At 61.0% G+C, this 13,926-nt stretch carries 14 protein-coding genes; 13 read left to right on the top strand and 1 reads right to left on the bottom strand.

Going from position 1 to position 13,926, the window contains the following annotated elements:
* Nucleotides 1-31: 31 nt before the first annotated feature.
* Complete coding sequence (gene ftsY, locus QP828_RS02785) at nt 32-1,222, top strand: signal recognition particle-docking protein FtsY (RefSeq protein WP_274734021.1); 1,191 nt, start codon at nt 32-34, stop codon at nt 1,220-1,222.
* A 168-nt stretch (nt 1,223-1,390) separates the two neighbouring features.
* On the top strand, nt 1,391-2,953 hold the full coding sequence (ffh, locus tag QP828_RS02780) for a signal recognition particle protein (RefSeq protein ID WP_274734022.1): 1,563 nt from the start codon (nt 1,391-1,393) through the stop codon (nt 2,951-2,953).
* Between the two features lie 59 nt (nt 2,954-3,012).
* Here ffh and QP828_RS02775 read toward each other — a convergent pair whose 3' ends face one another.
* The gene (locus QP828_RS02775) at nt 3,013-4,092 is read right to left on the bottom strand and encodes a cation diffusion facilitator family transporter (RefSeq protein WP_274734041.1); all 1,080 of its coding nucleotides are present in this window, start codon (nt 4,090-4,092) and stop codon (nt 3,013-3,015) included.
* A 292-nt stretch (nt 4,093-4,384) separates the two neighbouring features.
* On the opposite strand from QP828_RS02775, the gene rpsP reads away from it, so the two are divergent.
* The 11 genes from rpsP (at nt 4,385) to dprA (ending at nt 13,912) form a co-directional block, all read left to right on the top strand.
* Nucleotides 4,385-4,864 carry a 30S ribosomal protein S16 gene (gene rpsP, locus QP828_RS02770; protein WP_126135005.1) on the top strand — a complete coding sequence of 160 codons (480 nt, stop codon included), beginning with the start codon at nt 4,385-4,387 and terminating at the stop codon, nt 4,862-4,864.
* On the top strand, nt 4,864-5,103 hold the full coding sequence (locus tag QP828_RS02765; RefSeq protein WP_016442467.1) for an RNA-binding protein: 240 nt from the start codon (nt 4,864-4,866) through the stop codon (nt 5,101-5,103). The genes rpsP and QP828_RS02765 overlap by 1 nt, the downstream gene beginning before the upstream one ends.
* Before the next feature lie 100 nt (nt 5,104-5,203).
* Complete coding sequence (gene rimM / locus QP828_RS02760) at nt 5,204-5,833, top strand: ribosome maturation factor RimM (protein ID WP_274734025.1); 630 nt, start codon at nt 5,204-5,206, stop codon at nt 5,831-5,833.
* A gap of 8 nt (nt 5,834-5,841) precedes the next feature.
* Nucleotides 5,842-7,350 (top strand): tRNA (guanosine(37)-N1)-methyltransferase TrmD, encoded by a 1,509-nt coding sequence (gene trmD, locus QP828_RS02755; RefSeq protein ID WP_274734042.1) that lies wholly within the window; start codon nt 5,842-5,844, stop codon nt 7,348-7,350.
* A 120-nt stretch (nt 7,351-7,470) separates the two neighbouring features.
* Nucleotides 7,471-7,824 carry a 50S ribosomal protein L19 gene (gene rplS / locus QP828_RS02750; protein ID WP_016442470.1) on the top strand — a complete coding sequence of 118 codons (354 nt, stop codon included), beginning with the start codon at nt 7,471-7,473 and terminating at the stop codon, nt 7,822-7,824.
* A gap of 729 nt (nt 7,825-8,553) precedes the next feature.
* Nucleotides 8,554-9,465, top strand: coding sequence for a signal peptidase I (lepB, locus tag QP828_RS02745; RefSeq protein WP_274734027.1), 912 nt, complete (start codon nt 8,554-8,556; stop codon nt 9,463-9,465).
* 5 nt (nt 9,466-9,470) lie between these two features.
* Nucleotides 9,471-10,148, top strand: a complete 678-nt coding sequence (rnhB, locus tag QP828_RS02740; protein WP_274734028.1) for a ribonuclease HII — start codon at nt 9,471-9,473, stop codon at nt 10,146-10,148.
* Nucleotides 10,148-10,471 carry a DUF2469 domain-containing protein gene (locus tag QP828_RS02735; protein WP_016442473.1) on the top strand — a complete coding sequence of 108 codons (324 nt, stop codon included), beginning with the start codon at nt 10,148-10,150 and terminating at the stop codon, nt 10,469-10,471. Before rnhB ends, QP828_RS02735 begins: the two co-directional genes overlap by 1 nt.
* A 129-nt stretch (nt 10,472-10,600) precedes the next feature.
* A complete protein-coding gene (locus QP828_RS02730; RefSeq protein WP_274734029.1) occupies nt 10,601-11,026 on the top strand; it encodes a YraN family protein in 426 nt (141 codons plus the stop codon).
* Nucleotides 11,023-12,543 carry a YifB family Mg chelatase-like AAA ATPase gene (locus QP828_RS02725; RefSeq protein WP_274734030.1) on the top strand — a complete coding sequence of 507 codons (1,521 nt, stop codon included), beginning with the start codon at nt 11,023-11,025 and terminating at the stop codon, nt 12,541-12,543. The genes QP828_RS02730 and QP828_RS02725 overlap by 4 nt, the downstream gene beginning before the upstream one ends.
* 70 nt (nt 12,544-12,613) lie before the next feature.
* Nucleotides 12,614-13,912, top strand: coding sequence for a DNA-processing protein DprA (gene dprA / locus QP828_RS02720; protein ID WP_274734032.1), 1,299 nt, complete (start codon nt 12,614-12,616; stop codon nt 13,910-13,912).
* Nucleotides 13,913-13,926: the final 14 nt, after the last annotated feature.

Raw genomic sequence — 13,926 nt, 5'->3', positions numbered from 1 at the left:
AAAACCCGGCCCCCTCTGCAAGACTGGAGGGGTGGATAATCCTGTAGTTCTTGCACTTGTCATCGCGGCCGTTGCTGCCCTTCTCCTTGTTCCCCTCGTTATTTCCCTGGTAAAGAAGAACCAGCGGCGTGAGGAATTGGAACGTCGGAACATCCCCGTTCTTGAGGGGGATTCCACCGCAGAAGCTCCGGAGGGCGCCGACGAAGAAACCACCGGGGAAATCCCCGGGGAAATCCCCGGGGAAACCGCTCCGGATATTGTTACGGTTCCGGCGGTTGAACAACCCGAATCGGTCCCCTCTCGGATGCAGCGTTTGCGTGCCCGACTGGCCCGTTCGGGTGGCTTCGGGCAGGCTCTTTTGGCGATTCTTTCTCGGGGGGATCTCTCCGCGGCGGACTGGGAAGAACTGGAAGATACCCTCATCATGGCTGATGTGGGGCTGGATGCTACCAGTGAGATTATGGAGGGTCTGCGCTCGCGGGTGAAGATTGAAAGTACCAGCGATCCGCAACGGGTCCGTGAAATTCTGCGTGAGGAGCTGCTGCACCACGTAGGTCCGGATATGGATCGTTCCCTCAATCTCACTCGCAGTGAAGCGGATTCCGGGGCGGTGCATCCCGCGGCGGTTCTGATGGTGGGTGTGAACGGTACCGGGAAAACCACCACGGTAGGTAAGCTCGCGCGTTTGCTGCGCGCGCAGGGAACCACGGTGCTGCTCGGTGCGGCAGATACCTTCCGCGCGGCCGCAGCTGATCAGCTGGTCACCTGGGGCGACCGAGTGGGCGTGGATGTTGTGCGTTCGGATCGCGAAGGGGCAGATCCGGCCTCCGTCGCCTTCGATGCGGTGGCGCAGGCCGATGCAACCGGTGTGGACGTGGTTATCGTGGATACCGCAGGGCGCCTCCAAAATAAGGCCGGGCTCATGGATGAGCTCGGAAAAATCAAGCGCGTTATGGAACGCACCGCACCCGTTAATGAAGTTCTCCTTGTTTTGGACGCCACGACGGGGCAAAACGGGATGCAACAGGCCCGTGTTTTCGCGGAGGTGACCGGATTGACCGGGATCGTGCTGACCAAGCTGGACGGCACCGCCAAGGGCGGCATCGTTATTTCGGTGCAGCGTGAACTCGGTGTGCCCGTCAAGCTGGTGGGCCTGGGGGAGGGGCCGGATGATTTGGCACCCTTTGATCCGGAAGGTTTCGTCGATTCGCTGCTGAGCTAAGGACGCCTAGCTGAGCCACGTGCGGGCATAGCGGAGCTACGGCGCGAGGTGCTGCGGAGCAGATCCACCGCCGTTAGATTCTAGTTTGACGCGCGATAATGGGTGAATATGCGTGCTCGCGCACCCTGCTTTACAATGGAACGAGTTTGTTGACGCGAAGGCTGGCCAGTGTTTAATAATCTTTCCGACCGGATTTCCGGTGCATTCAAGAATCTGCGCTCCAAGGGTGTGCTCACCCAAGCGGATGTAGAGACCACCATTAGCGAGATTCGGCGTGCCCTCTTGGACGCCGACGTCGCGCTTCCCGTGGTGCGCGAGTTCACCGCAGCGGTGCGCGAACGCGCCACCGGTGCGGTACGCTCCCAAGCTCTCAACCCCTCTCAGCAGATCGTCAAAATTGTTAATGACGAACTCATCGAGATTCTCGGTGGGGAGACTCGGGAACTGAATTTTGCGCAGGGGCGACCCACCGTGGTGATGCTCGCCGGCCTCCAAGGTGCGGGTAAAACCACGCTGGCAGGTAAGCTCGGGCGCTGGTTCGCGCGCGGGGGCCGCAAGGCGCTCCTCGTCGCCTCCGATCTGCAGCGGCCTAATGCGGTGCAGCAGCTCCAGGTGGTGGGCGAGCGTGCCGGTGTGGACGTATGGGCTCCCGAACCCGGTAATGGGGTGGGGGACCCGATCCAGGTGGCCGCCAGCGGTGTAGATTACGCGGCCGCGAACGGCTACGGCGCCGTCGTGGTGGATACCGCCGGACGCTTGGGTATCGACGATGTTCTCATGCAGCAGGCCGCTGATATTCGGGCTGCCGTCAACCCCGACGAAGTCCTCTTCGTTATCGATGCCATGATCGGTCAGGACGCGGTCGCCACCGCGAAGGCCTTCCAAGATGGGGTGGGCTTCACCGGCGTGGTTATTACCAAGCTCGACGGGGACACCCGCGGTGGCGCGGCGCTCTCGGTGCGCGGCGTGACCGGCAAACCAATCCTTTTCGCCTCCACCGGTGAAAAACTGGAAGATTTCGAACGCTTCCACGCCGACCGCATGGCCTCCCGTATCCTCGATATGGGCGATATTCTCTCCCTCATCGAACGCGCTGAAGCCACCTGGACGCAAGAGCAGCAGCGCGAACTTTCCGAGAAAATGAGCGAGGGGTCCTTCGACCTCAATGACTTCCTCGTGCAAATGAACCAAATTAAGCGGATGGGTTCGCTCAAGAAACTCATGGGGATGCTGCCCGGAATGGGGCAGTACCGCGAAGCCCTCGAGCAGTGGGATGAATCCTCGATGGGGCGCGTGGAAGCTATTATCCAATCCATGACGCCCGCTGAGCGCCGTACCCCGAAAATCCTCAACGGTTCGCGCCGCCAGCGCATCGCTCGCGGCTCGGGAACCACCGTCCAGGAAGTCAATCAACTGGTGCAGCGCTTTGAGGGCGCCGCCAAGATGATGACGCAGATGAGCCGCGGCGGCGGCATGCCGGGAATGCCCGGTATGCCCGGCGTTGGCGGGGGCTCCCGCAAGCAGAAACGCGCGAAGAAGAACGTTTCGGGTGGTAAGAAGGGGCGTTCTGGTAATCCGGCCAAACGCGCCCGTCAGGAAGCCGAAGCCGCGGCGGCACGGCAGCGTGCCGAACAGGGCTCAGCTTTCGGTAAGGGCGCCCAGCTTCCCGGGTCTGCCCCTGCGGCTCCCGATATGGCAAGCATGGAAGAGCTCAAGCGTTTCCTTAAGTAACGACGACGGCGCAGCGGGCAGGAGGGATCTTGCCCGCTGCAATGTTCTTAGCAGAGTGGTTATTTCTGGGAGGTAGCGGCGTCGTCGTTTTTCCCTGTGGTTAAAGCCTCCACCACGATATCCGGAACCGCGTCGGAAATACCTCCCAGCGGCACGTAACCTTCCGGAATATCCTCATAGGAGCGCGGGTCCTCCAGTGGCTCCACATGGATGAGGGCGCGTAGATGGGACACCGCGGCGCGTAATTCCTCCGCGATATCTTCGGCGAGTTCGTGCCCCTCGCGCACCGTCCAGGTGGAGGGAACCAGCAGATCAAAATTACAAAACGACTCACGCCCGGCCACTCGGGTCTGCAGCCCGTGAAAACGCACCTCACGGCGGGTATGCGAACGTAGAATCGCCACGATTTTTTCGGTATCCGGCTCAGACAGAGCTGCGTCCATGAGTCCGGCGAGGGATTCGCGTAGCAGCTTAACCCCGGTGGCCAAGATATTGACCGCAACGAGGATAGCGACGATGGGATCGAGCAGTGGCTCATCGGTTAGCGCTACCAAGCCCACGCCCACGATCACGCCTACGGAAGTGATGACATCCGTGAGGAGGTGCTTGCCGTCGGCGCGCAAGGTAGGGGAACGGTGCTTCGCGGCGGCGCGCAGTAGGACGACGCCGACAATCCCATTGACCAACGATGCGAGCGCCACGATGCCCAAACCCCATCCCAGCGCCGCCAGCGGCTGGGGGTGAATAATGCGGTCAACGGCGGAAAAAATAATAAAACCGGCTGCCGCGAAAATCATCGCACCTTCCACGGCGGAAGAAAAATACTCGGCCTTGGAACGCCCGTAGGTATAGCGCGCATTTGCGGGTTTCGCGGCCGCGGACAGGGCCAGCACCGCGACCACCGCAGCTGCCAGATTGACTAAAGATTCCGTGGCGTCGGAGAGAAGACCCACCGAATCGGTGAGCCAGTAGCCAGCAGCTTTGAGTGAAATGGTGATGAGGGCGGCCGCAACGGAGAGCCAGGCGTAACGCACGAGCTTAGAGGTAGGCGCGGGAGCAGCCGAGGGTGAGCCCACGGTGCTGACGGTGCCAACGGTGCAGGCTACGGTGGCGGGAAGGGGGTTATTCACGCTTCCCATCTTGCCAGGCGCGGCGGTGCTTGTCAGGTTGAAACGGTGGGATGGCGGGCTCGCACCGGGACTGTCGCGGATTCGCACCGGCATTGCAGTGGGGCGAGGGCGTAAGTGATCTCACCGCGCAGCTGCGCACTACCTGTTTCCTCAGCTAGAAAATTCTGGCAGAATAGCTAGATGTACTTGGAGGATGCCGGGTCCCTCTCAACCCGGTGTCATCCGTGTTCATGGATTGCACGGTGCGCGTCCCCCAACCGGCCGGGTAATCCACCCCAATGAGAAAGGATTGACCACAAAAGTGGCAGTCAAGATTCGTTTGAAGCGCATGGGTAAGATCCGTGCGGCCCAGTACCGTATCGTCGTAGCGGATTCTCGTGTCAAGCGTGATGGCAAGGTTATTGAGGAAATCGGCTACTACGATCCCAATACCCAGCCGTCTACTATCCGCATCGATTCTGATCGGGCTCAGTACTGGCTCGGCGTGGGTGCTCAGCCCACCGAAGCCGTGCTCGCGCAGCTCAAGGTGACCGGTGACTGGCAGAAGTTCAAGGGATACAAGGATGGCCAGGAAGGTCGCCTGCGTGTTCCGGAAACGGTGAACGCTGAAGAAGCGCGCGCCGCAGCGGTCAAGAAGGTCCAGGACGACGCCGAAAAGCGCCGCGCTGCCGCAGCTGAAGCCAAGGCGAAGGCCGAAGCGGAAGCCGCAGCTGCTGCCGCCGCTGAAGCTGGGGAAGCTGAAGCCGGCGAAGCTACCGAAGCGGAAACCGAGGAAGCCTAATGCTGACGGACGCTCTGGAACACCTGGTCAAGGGAATTGTTGATTACCCGGATGATGTCAACGTCTCGGCATCGCGTAATCGTCGTGGCGAACTTCTGGAAGTTCGGGTGAACCCTGACGATCTCGGTCGGGTGATCGGCCGCGGCGGGCGTACCGCCAAGGCACTGCGGACCGTCGTCAACGCGCTTTCGGACGAAGGCTCCGTGCGCGTGGACGTTATCGAAACGGACCGTAACTAACGTAGCGGCATACCGGCCCTCAACCTTTCGGGGTTGCGGGCCGGTTTTGTATGAGCCACCACTGTTCCCCACCGTGTGCGGGAACTGAAAGAAGGACACGATGCAACTGACGGTAGCTATTATTGGGGCGCCGCACGGACTCAAAGGGGAAGTCCGTTTGGACGTCCGTACAGATTCGCCCGCGCGCCGCCTCGCTGTTGGGGCCCAGCTGGAAACCGATCCGGCGGATTTCGGGCCGCTGACCATCACCCGCACTCGAGAATATCGGGGAATCACCTACGCGCTCTTTGCTGAATCAACCACCCGTGACACCGCAGAAGCGCTGCGCGGGGTGCGTCTTATCGTGGAAACCGATGAGGATGAGCCCGAAGAAGATGCCTATTACGCCCATGAGCTACGCGGTCTGGAAGTCCTCGACCCAGAAGGCTACGAGCTTGGAATTATTACCGGTTTGGAAAACGGCCCCGCCCAGGATGTCCTGGTGGTGCGTGAGCCAGACGGCCGGATTACCCGCGTGCCCTTCGTGCGCGAGATCGTGACGGCGGTGGACCTGGATGATCACTGCGTCGTGGTCGATGCCCCAGCCGGGCTTTTCTCCGAAGATGACATGATCGTAGTGGAAGGTGATGACCTGACCGGCGCGCTCCGTGCCGCCGAGGAAAACTGCACGGAGGAAAGTGCCGCCGAGGGAAGCAGCGAGATGGAAAGCAGCGCGGAGGAAACGAAGTAATGGCGAGTTTGCGCATTGACCTCGTCTCGGTTTTCCCGGAGTTCTTCGACGTGCTCGATTTATCGTTGGTGGGCAAGGCACGCCGTCGCGACGTCGTTGATATTCGCGCCCATAATCTGCGCGACTGGACCAGTGACATCCACCGCACCGTGGACGATACTCCCATCGGGGGCGGAGCCGGAATGGTCATGAAACCGGATGTCTGGGGCCGCGCCCTCGATGACCTCATCGGTTCGAGCGCCCCGGAAACAATCACCCTCGCGATTCCCACCCCGTCCGGGCAACCGCTTACCCAGCGCCGCGTGGAAGACCTGGCCACCCGGGAGCGCATCATTATCGCTTGCGGGCGCTACGAGGGCATCGACGCGCGGGTAGCTGAACACTATCGTGGGCAGGGCGTGCACGTGGAGGAGTTTTCTCTCGGAGATTATGTTCTCAACGGTGGGGAAGTGGCGGCGGTGGCCCTCGTGGAGGCGGTTACCCGTCTTATCCCCGGTATGGTGGGCAACCCGGAGTCCCTCGTGGAAGAATCGCACGGCGCGGCCGGCCTGCTCGAATATCGTGTCTACACTCGCCCGGTGAGCTGGCGCGAACTCGAGGTGCCCGCGGTTCTACTCAGCGGCAATCACGGGGCGGTGGCGCGCTACCGGAGAGACGAAGCTATTACACGCACCGCTGCGCGCCGTCCCGATATGATCGCGGCACTGGATACCTCACATCTGGACAAACGCGACCGTCCGGCACTTGCGGCGGCGGGCTACGTGTGGCGCACTAGCGACGTTCACCCGGTGGCGGTGGAGACCGAGATCCTCGGGGTTGCGAGCGCCGTCGTTTCCAGGGATGAGGTATTCCCGGGCGAAGCTCTTTCGGATGGGGAACTCAGGAACGGGGCAGTACCAGGCGGCGAACTTCCAAACGGAGCGCAGCGGCGCACCGCAACAGAACTAGCACACCTTGCCACCCGTAGCTTCCCCGATGCGTGCCCGCGTTATCTTAGCGAGGCGGATATTGCTGCATTTGTGGCGGCGAATCTTTCCGTGGAGGCTTTCGAGAACTACCTTGCTGACCCGCACTGGATGACGGTGGTAGTGCGCGGCGCGAGCGGAGAGGCGCGCGGGCAACTGCTGGGCTACAGCCTCACGGTGCTTCCCGATAGCGTGGTGGGAACGGGGGGCGACGACGTTGCCGGGCGCGAGGACGGTGCGCCATTCATGCACCTTCCGGAGCGGAAGGGCCCGTTGCTTGAGCTCTCCAAGTTCTACGTGGAGCGCAGCTGGCACGGGAGCGGGGTAGCGGATCTGCTCTGGCAGGCGACAGTGGAGGCATGCCACGCCAGACTCCCTGCGGCCGAAGTGGCGCCCGCACCGTACCTGTGGCTCGGAACAAATAAAGACAATCGGCGCGCTCAACGATTCTACAAACGGTGCGGTTTCCGAAAGGTAGCTACCCGAGAATTTCGCGTGGGTGAGGTAGTCAACTCGGATCTTATTTTTGCCTGCCCGCTGACTGTGGCATAATAGTGGAGTTTCCTCGCTTTCATAATGCGCTGCGCCTGCCGCAGGGGGTCGCGCATCGGCGAGATCTTAACCGATAACAGCGCCCCTGGCCTGCGTGCAGAGGCGGAAAGTGAATGAATAATGCAGACTCTTGATGTAGTTGATGCTTCGCGTTTGCGCGACGATATCCCTGATTTCCGCGCCGGTGACACCGTGCGGGTAAATGTACGCGTGGTGGAAGGTAACCGCACCCGTACCCAGGCGTTCCAGGGTGTTGTTATCGCCCGCCAGGGTGATGGCCTGCGTGCCACCTTCGATGTCCGCAAGATTTCCTTCGGTGTGGGTGTGGAACGTAAGTTCCCGGTGCATTCCCCCTCCATCGAATCCATCGAAGTGATCACCCGCGGTCGGGTGCGGCGCGCCAAGCTGTACTACCTGCGTGATCGTCACGGCAAGGCAGCGAAGATTCGCGAGCGTCGCACCGATTCCAAGTAAGGATACGAACTTCTCGTTCACATATGGACCCGCGCCCCGGTGCGGGTCCATTTTTGTCCTATAGGCCCCATTTTTATCTGCGCGAATCCCCGGCCGGTAAGCCTGGAGTGCTATAGGTAACCCCGGATAGCCGCCAGTAGCGGTGGGGCAGCGCTGGGGTATTCCCGGGGCTTTACCAAAATAACGTAGCGCGACGGCGCGGATAACCCCAGGTGCATTCACGTGCGCTGGTAGCATGGAATACGCGTATCTTTTATCTATTCAGGGGCGGAGGGGCGTATGGGCGAGGGCACGTCAGGCGGGTCACGTGCGTCGGAAGATGCCTCGCGGTGGCCGGCAGGGCGGACCCACCGGAGCCAGGCTCGCGGTCGTCGGGCCGCTCCCTCACCCGAGATACAGAATCTGGATGCAACGCCGGAGTTTCTCGAGTCATGGAAACAGGTTGTACCGGAACGGTTCTCCGAACCGTCGGTGCTATCTGGGGCGGTGACCTCACCGGATGCGGATGAGCTACCGGAGCTTGACGAGTTATTTGAGGTGGGAGAGCCGCAGACGTCACAAACCGTAGTTACGGCAGCGGGAGAGCCGGCTAAGATAAATGCAGCTGAAGCCCGCTTACGGCTAACGCTCACGGAACAGCTCTCGAACGCGGATGAAGGTCTCTATGCCGACGCTTTGCGAGATGAGCTGGCCCGGGTGGAAGCGCATGTGAACCACGGAGGAGTAACCATGAATACAACGGACGGTCAGTCCTCCGCTGCCAATATGGATGCCACTACGGAGCAGCCCCCCTCCTACCCTCCCGAAGTGGCCCCGGTGCGCCCCGAGGCGGACACCCGGGAAGCCCCCGTGCGTAACTCGCGCCTGCGTAGCGTGGTGGAGATGGCCCTTACCGTCGCCGTCGTTCTTCTCGTCTCCGTCATCATAAAAACTTTCTTCATCCAAGCTTTTAATGTGCCCTCCGGTTCCATGGAAACCACGTTGAGTACCGGGGATAAGTTTTTTGTCAACCGGATGGTGACCGATAACGAGGAGTTACGCCGCGGCGATATCGTGGTCTTTGTGGATCCGGGCGGCTGGCTCGACGATGTGGAAGAAAACCGGTCCTGGATTGCCCAAACCGGGACTCGGATCCTGCAAGGCATCGGGCTTCTCCCGGCAGATTCTGGTCACTACCTAGTGAAACGGATTATCGCGAAAGGCGGGGATACCGTCAGCTGCTGCGGGGAAGATGGCCGCGTGCAGGTCAATGGTGTGCCGATCACGGAGGAGTACCTCAATTACGGGGTTTCGCCGTCGCTGCAGAAATTTGAGGTGAAGGTTCCGGAAGGATACCTGTGGATGATGGGGGATAACCGCGCCAATTCGAAAGATTCGCGGTGGCATCAGCGTGAATCCGGAAACGGATTCGTGCCGGTAGAAAACGTTGTGGGCCGGGCCTGGTACGTTTTCTCACCGTGGAGCCGCCATGGGCGCCTGCCTGATATGAGCCACGTCTTTGCCGGTGTCCCTGAACCGGCCGCGCCCGCGGGCGCGCGAGTAGCGCTGCCGGAAAATTGTGTTGATCCACGCTCCTTATATGCGGCTTCTGCGGCCCAACCGGGGCTTGCCGCCGCCGCGGTATCCGGGCAGGGCAGGTAGCGGGCGTGCAGGTACCTGATCGCACCGTTGAAAAAGAACTGCTGGCCCAGATGAGTGCCCGCGGAGGCCACGTTCTTGCCGCTGTGGATGAGGTGGGCCGCGGCGCCATCGCCGGGCCGGTGTGTGTTGGTATAGCCCTCCTGGATGGAAGCACTCCGGATGATTTCCCGCCCGGATTACGCGATTCAAAAATGCTGAGTGCGCGTGGACGCGAGGCGATTTACCAAGAAGCTCGTCGCTGGCCGCTCGCGGTGGCGGTGGGAAGTGCAGCTGCCAGTGTTATCGACACGGTGGGAATCATTGAAGCCTTGCGCTGCGCTGCTGCGGATGCCCTCGCCCAGCTGGAGAAATCCGGATTACACCCCGATGCTGTTCTCTTAGACGGAAAACATAATTGGTGGGCGCAAGATTCCCTCTTCGATACGGAACCGACCGTCCCGCAGCTTCCGGTCACCACCGTGATTAAGGGGGATGCCTCCTGCGCCGGGATTGCCGCGGCATCCGTCGTCGCTAAAGTTGAACGAGATCGCTATATGGAAACACTCGCACAAGATTTCCCCGATTACGATTGGGAACATAATAAGGGATACGGTACTCGCGCTCACCTCGACGCCATCGCGCAGGTGGGGCCGAGCCCGTATCATCGAACGTCGTGGCATTTGCCCGCGGTAAGGAGTGAATAATGAGCGAGATTGACGGCTACGAAGCCGAACTGGAACTCGCGTTATATCGCGAGTACCGCGATGTTGTGAAGATTTTTCGGTACGTGGTGGAAACCGAACGGCGTTTCTACCTGGCCAATGACGTAGACGTGAAAGTACGATCCTCGACCGCGGGCGACGTGTTTTTCGAGGTGAACCTGAGCGATGCGTGGGTGTGGGATATCTACCGCACGTCCCGTTTCATTCGTTCGGTACGGGTGGTGACTTTCAAGGACGTCAATATCGAAGAGCTCAACCAAACCGATATTACTCGCGAGCTTGATCTTCCCGGTTCCTCGCTTTAATCGGAAGAACGTTGCGTCGTGAGTTCTCGTGGAGCTTAGGTTTATCCACAGGTATCTCAAACGACGACGCTATCCCCAGCCGCGCACCGCTCGAGCCATCATCGTTAATGTCCGCGCCACACTAGGTGCATGTACCAGTGTGAAACTCTGTATGCCACCATTGCTCGCAACGAGCTCGCCCCGCTTTCTGCTTCCGCCACCACCCGGGAGGTAGGAGAGTGGGGAGAAAATGTTGCTACCGCATACTTGCGTGGACTCGGTTATCGCACGCTGGCCCAGAATTGGAGATGCCGGCGCGGGGAACTTGACCTGGTATGCCGCGAAGAACCCAGCGGTGCCCTGGTTGCTGTTGAGGTGAAAACCCGCCGCGGGTGGAATACGGTTCCCGCGCCTCTGGCCGTTAGTTCCGAAAAATATCGCAGGCTGCGCCAGCTTCTGGCGCAGTGGCTCCAAGCCGAAGGTGGAAACTATCCCGCACTCGCGGTAGATATCGTGGCCATCAGCGTTCCCACCTCCGGTCCCATCACTATCGAGCATCTGCGGAACGCTTCATGATTGGCACCTCCCATACCGTCTCCATCCTCGGTGTTCAGGGCATGCCCATCCGGGTGGAAGTCGCGATCCTTTCTGGACTGCCCAATTTCACGATTGTGGGCCTGCCCGATGCGGCGGTGAGCGAATCACGCGAACGCATCCGGGCAGCTTTCGCCGCAGCTCGGATCCCTTTCCCGGCCGGGCGTGTCACGGTTAACCTGTCTCCGGCAGATACCCCAAAGGCTGGCACCGCTTTCGATGTGTCGATTGCTGCCGCCATCCTTGCTGCGCAAGCCCATACCCAACTCCCGTCTGGAACCGTTTTCTTGGGTGAACTCGGCCTTGACGGGTCGGTTCGTCCGGTGCGGGGAATCTTGCCGTGCGTGCTGGGAGCCACCCGCCACGGCTTCCGCCACGCCATCGTCCCGCACGGATGCGGAGCCGAGGCCGCGCTCGCCCAGATCCAGGTGGGAGAAATCTGGCATATCACCCAGATAGCACAGCACCTGGGGCTTGCCAGCGATCCGGTACCACCACCGCCACCCGTGCCGGTATGCCAGCCTCGTACCAGTAGCGATATTGGTGACCTTGCTGAGGTACGGGGCCAATACCTGGCTCGCCACGCCCTGGAAATAGCTGCTGCGGGGAGCCACCACCTTCTCATGATCGGGGCGCCCGGGGTAGGGAAATCGATGCTGGCTACTCGGCTACCGGGAATCATGCCGCCCCTCACCCGTGCCCAAGCGGTAGAAAGCGCCAGTATCCGCTCCATCGTCGGGCAATTTGAGGAGATCACCACCAGGCCTCCCTACGTGGCGCCGCATCACACCTCAAGTGCCACCGCACTGGTGGGAGGAGGAAGCCGGCCCCGCCCCGGCGCGATCTCCCTCGCGCACTACGGCGTGCTTTTCCTCGACGAACTTCCCGAATTCACCACCAGGGCCATCCAATCCCTCCGTGAACCTATGGAATCGGGAGAAGTACATATTCACCGTGCCCACGGCTCGGTGCGTTTCCCGGCCCGTTTCCAACTGGTAGGAGCCGGGAACCCGTGCCGATGCGGCCGACTACTTGATTCCCCCGCCTCCTGCACTTGTTCGGGGGCAGACCGCGCCCACTACCAGCATCGCATCGGAGGTCCGCTCCGAGACCGCATCGACCTCATGGTTACGTTGCCCAGGCCCAGCCGGGCGGAATTGGCTGCGGGTAATAGTGGAGATAGCAGCGAAACGGTCGCCGCGCGGGTGCGCGAAGCTCGCGAACGCCAACATTACCGTTTCCGGGGTGAAAGCTGGGATGTTAACGCTGGGATACCGGGTGCCTGGCTTCGGGCACATACTCAGTTAGCGCCCAGCTCAAGCGCGAGCTTGCATGACGCTCTCACCCGCGGTCTCATCAGTATGCGGGCTGCGGATAAAATTCTGCGGGTTTCCTGGACTCTCGCGGACCTAGCGGGCCATGCACAACCCACCACCGACGACGTTGCCGGGGCTTTCGCCCTACGCGGGAAAGGACATGCTGGTTATGACGGAGGATAAAACAGTCCGGAGTGGCAGAGAAATAACCGGAGCTGCCGGCGTGAGAGAAACTTGCACGGGAGTCGCCAGTATGGAAGCAAGCCTCCCGGGGAACACCGGTCCGGGTGCCACCGCCGTTGGATATACGGGTGTGGAAGAAGCCGCAGCAATGGCGTGGACCCGCCTGGCAGAAGGGGAAGACTACCACGCGGTTGCTCTCACCGAACATCTCGGTTACGTCGGAGCTCTGAGCTGGCTGGAAGAGATACGCGCGGGCGCCCCGGTACCTGAACCGCTGCGCACGGCCGCTACCCGCTGGAATGCTCGATATGATGCCGATGCCTTTGCACGTGATCGTGAACTGCTCAATCGAGGCTATGGTTTCACCTACCCGGGTAGCCCCACCTGGCCGCAATCCTTAACGCAGCTCGGGGAACAGCGTCCGCTGGGACTGTGGTGGAAAGGGAATATTGAGGCCCTTGAACGACCCGCGCTCGCGATGGTAGGTTCGCGCGCATCAACTGACTATGGAGAAAAGATTGCCACTGATTTTAGTTACGAGCTCACCGAACGTGGTGCCCTTATTGTTTCCGGGGGAGCCATTGGTATTGACGCGGCCGCTCACCGCGGCGCCGTGCTCGCTAATGCTCCTACCGCGGTGGTTTTCGCCAGTGGAATTAACCGGCCCTATCCCAAAGCCCACCAGGAGCTTTTCGCGCGGATCCTCGACGCTGGTGGGCTCGCCCTTTCAGAAACAGCTCCGGGTAATGCTCCCCACCGGCACCGTTTCCTGGCCCGAAACAGGATCATTGCGGGCCTATCGCGCGCCGTTGTTGTTATCGAAGCTCCCTATCGATCGGGAGCCATTAATACCGCGGGGCACGCCCATACCTACGGCATTCCAGTGGGGGCAGTCCCCGGATCCATTTACGCCATGTGCTCAACGGGCTGTCACCGACTTTTGCGAGAAGGAGCGGTATGTATTACCGGGGTGGAAGATATTGTGGACATGCTCGGTTTTAGCGCCGGTCAGCAACTTCTCCGTGCAGATCGTGCACGAGTAGCGGGGGAGAGGAGCACGGCTCCTAACGGTGACGGGGCAGCAAGCCGAACTGTTGCTCATGCGCTTACCGGCGGCGTGCAACTAGGGTTCGGGCTCGCCATTACCGATCCGCTTGCCGGGGATCCGCGGGCGGTGCGGGTGCGTGACGCGCTACCGGCTCGCAATTATCAGCCGCTAGATAAAATAGCGCAGACCGCGGGAATGGGATTTGCTGAGGTGATGGCGGCCCTCGGAAAACTTGAGGTAGCCGGAATCGCGGAGAGCCGGGGCGGGAAATGGCGCCTAACGCCCCAGGCTCGGGAGGCAAGCCGGCAACGGGCGACCTGAGGCTCGCATAAACT

Origin of the sequence: Actinotignum sanguinis, assembly GCF_030230305.1 — a bacterium.
Classification (GTDB): domain Bacteria; phylum Actinomycetota; class Actinomycetes; order Actinomycetales; family Actinomycetaceae; genus Actinotignum; species Actinotignum sanguinis.
Note: the sequence above shows the minus strand (reverse complement) of the source record. Positions and strands in the feature narration are given on the sequence as shown.

Excerpts from the sequence above, each read along its gene's own strand:
- QP828_RS02765 (WP_016442467.1), top strand. The coding sequence starts at position 4,864 with ATGCTGACGGACGCTCTGGAACACCTGGTCAAGGGAATTGTTGATTAC.
- lepB (WP_274734027.1), top strand. The coding sequence starts at position 8,554 with ATGAATACAACGGACGGTCAGTCCTCCGCTGCCAATATGGATGCCACT.
- dprA (WP_274734032.1), top strand. The coding sequence starts at position 12,614 with ATGGAAGCAAGCCTCCCGGGGAACACCGGTCCGGGTGCCACCGCCGTT.
- QP828_RS02730 (WP_274734029.1), top strand. The coding sequence starts at position 10,601 with ATGTACCAGTGTGAAACTCTGTATGCCACCATTGCTCGCAACGAGCTC.
- QP828_RS02775 (WP_274734041.1), bottom strand. The coding sequence starts at position 4,092 with ATGGGAAGCGTGAATAACCCCCTTCCCGCCACCGTAGCCTGCACCGTT.
- rimM (WP_274734025.1), top strand. The coding sequence starts at position 5,204 with ATGCAACTGACGGTAGCTATTATTGGGGCGCCGCACGGACTCAAAGGG.
- QP828_RS02725 (WP_274734030.1), top strand. The coding sequence starts at position 11,023 with ATGATTGGCACCTCCCATACCGTCTCCATCCTCGGTGTTCAGGGCATG.
- rplS (WP_016442470.1), top strand. The coding sequence starts at position 7,471 with ATGCAGACTCTTGATGTAGTTGATGCTTCGCGTTTGCGCGACGATATC.
- QP828_RS02735 (WP_016442473.1), top strand. The coding sequence starts at position 10,148 with ATGAGCGAGATTGACGGCTACGAAGCCGAACTGGAACTCGCGTTATAT.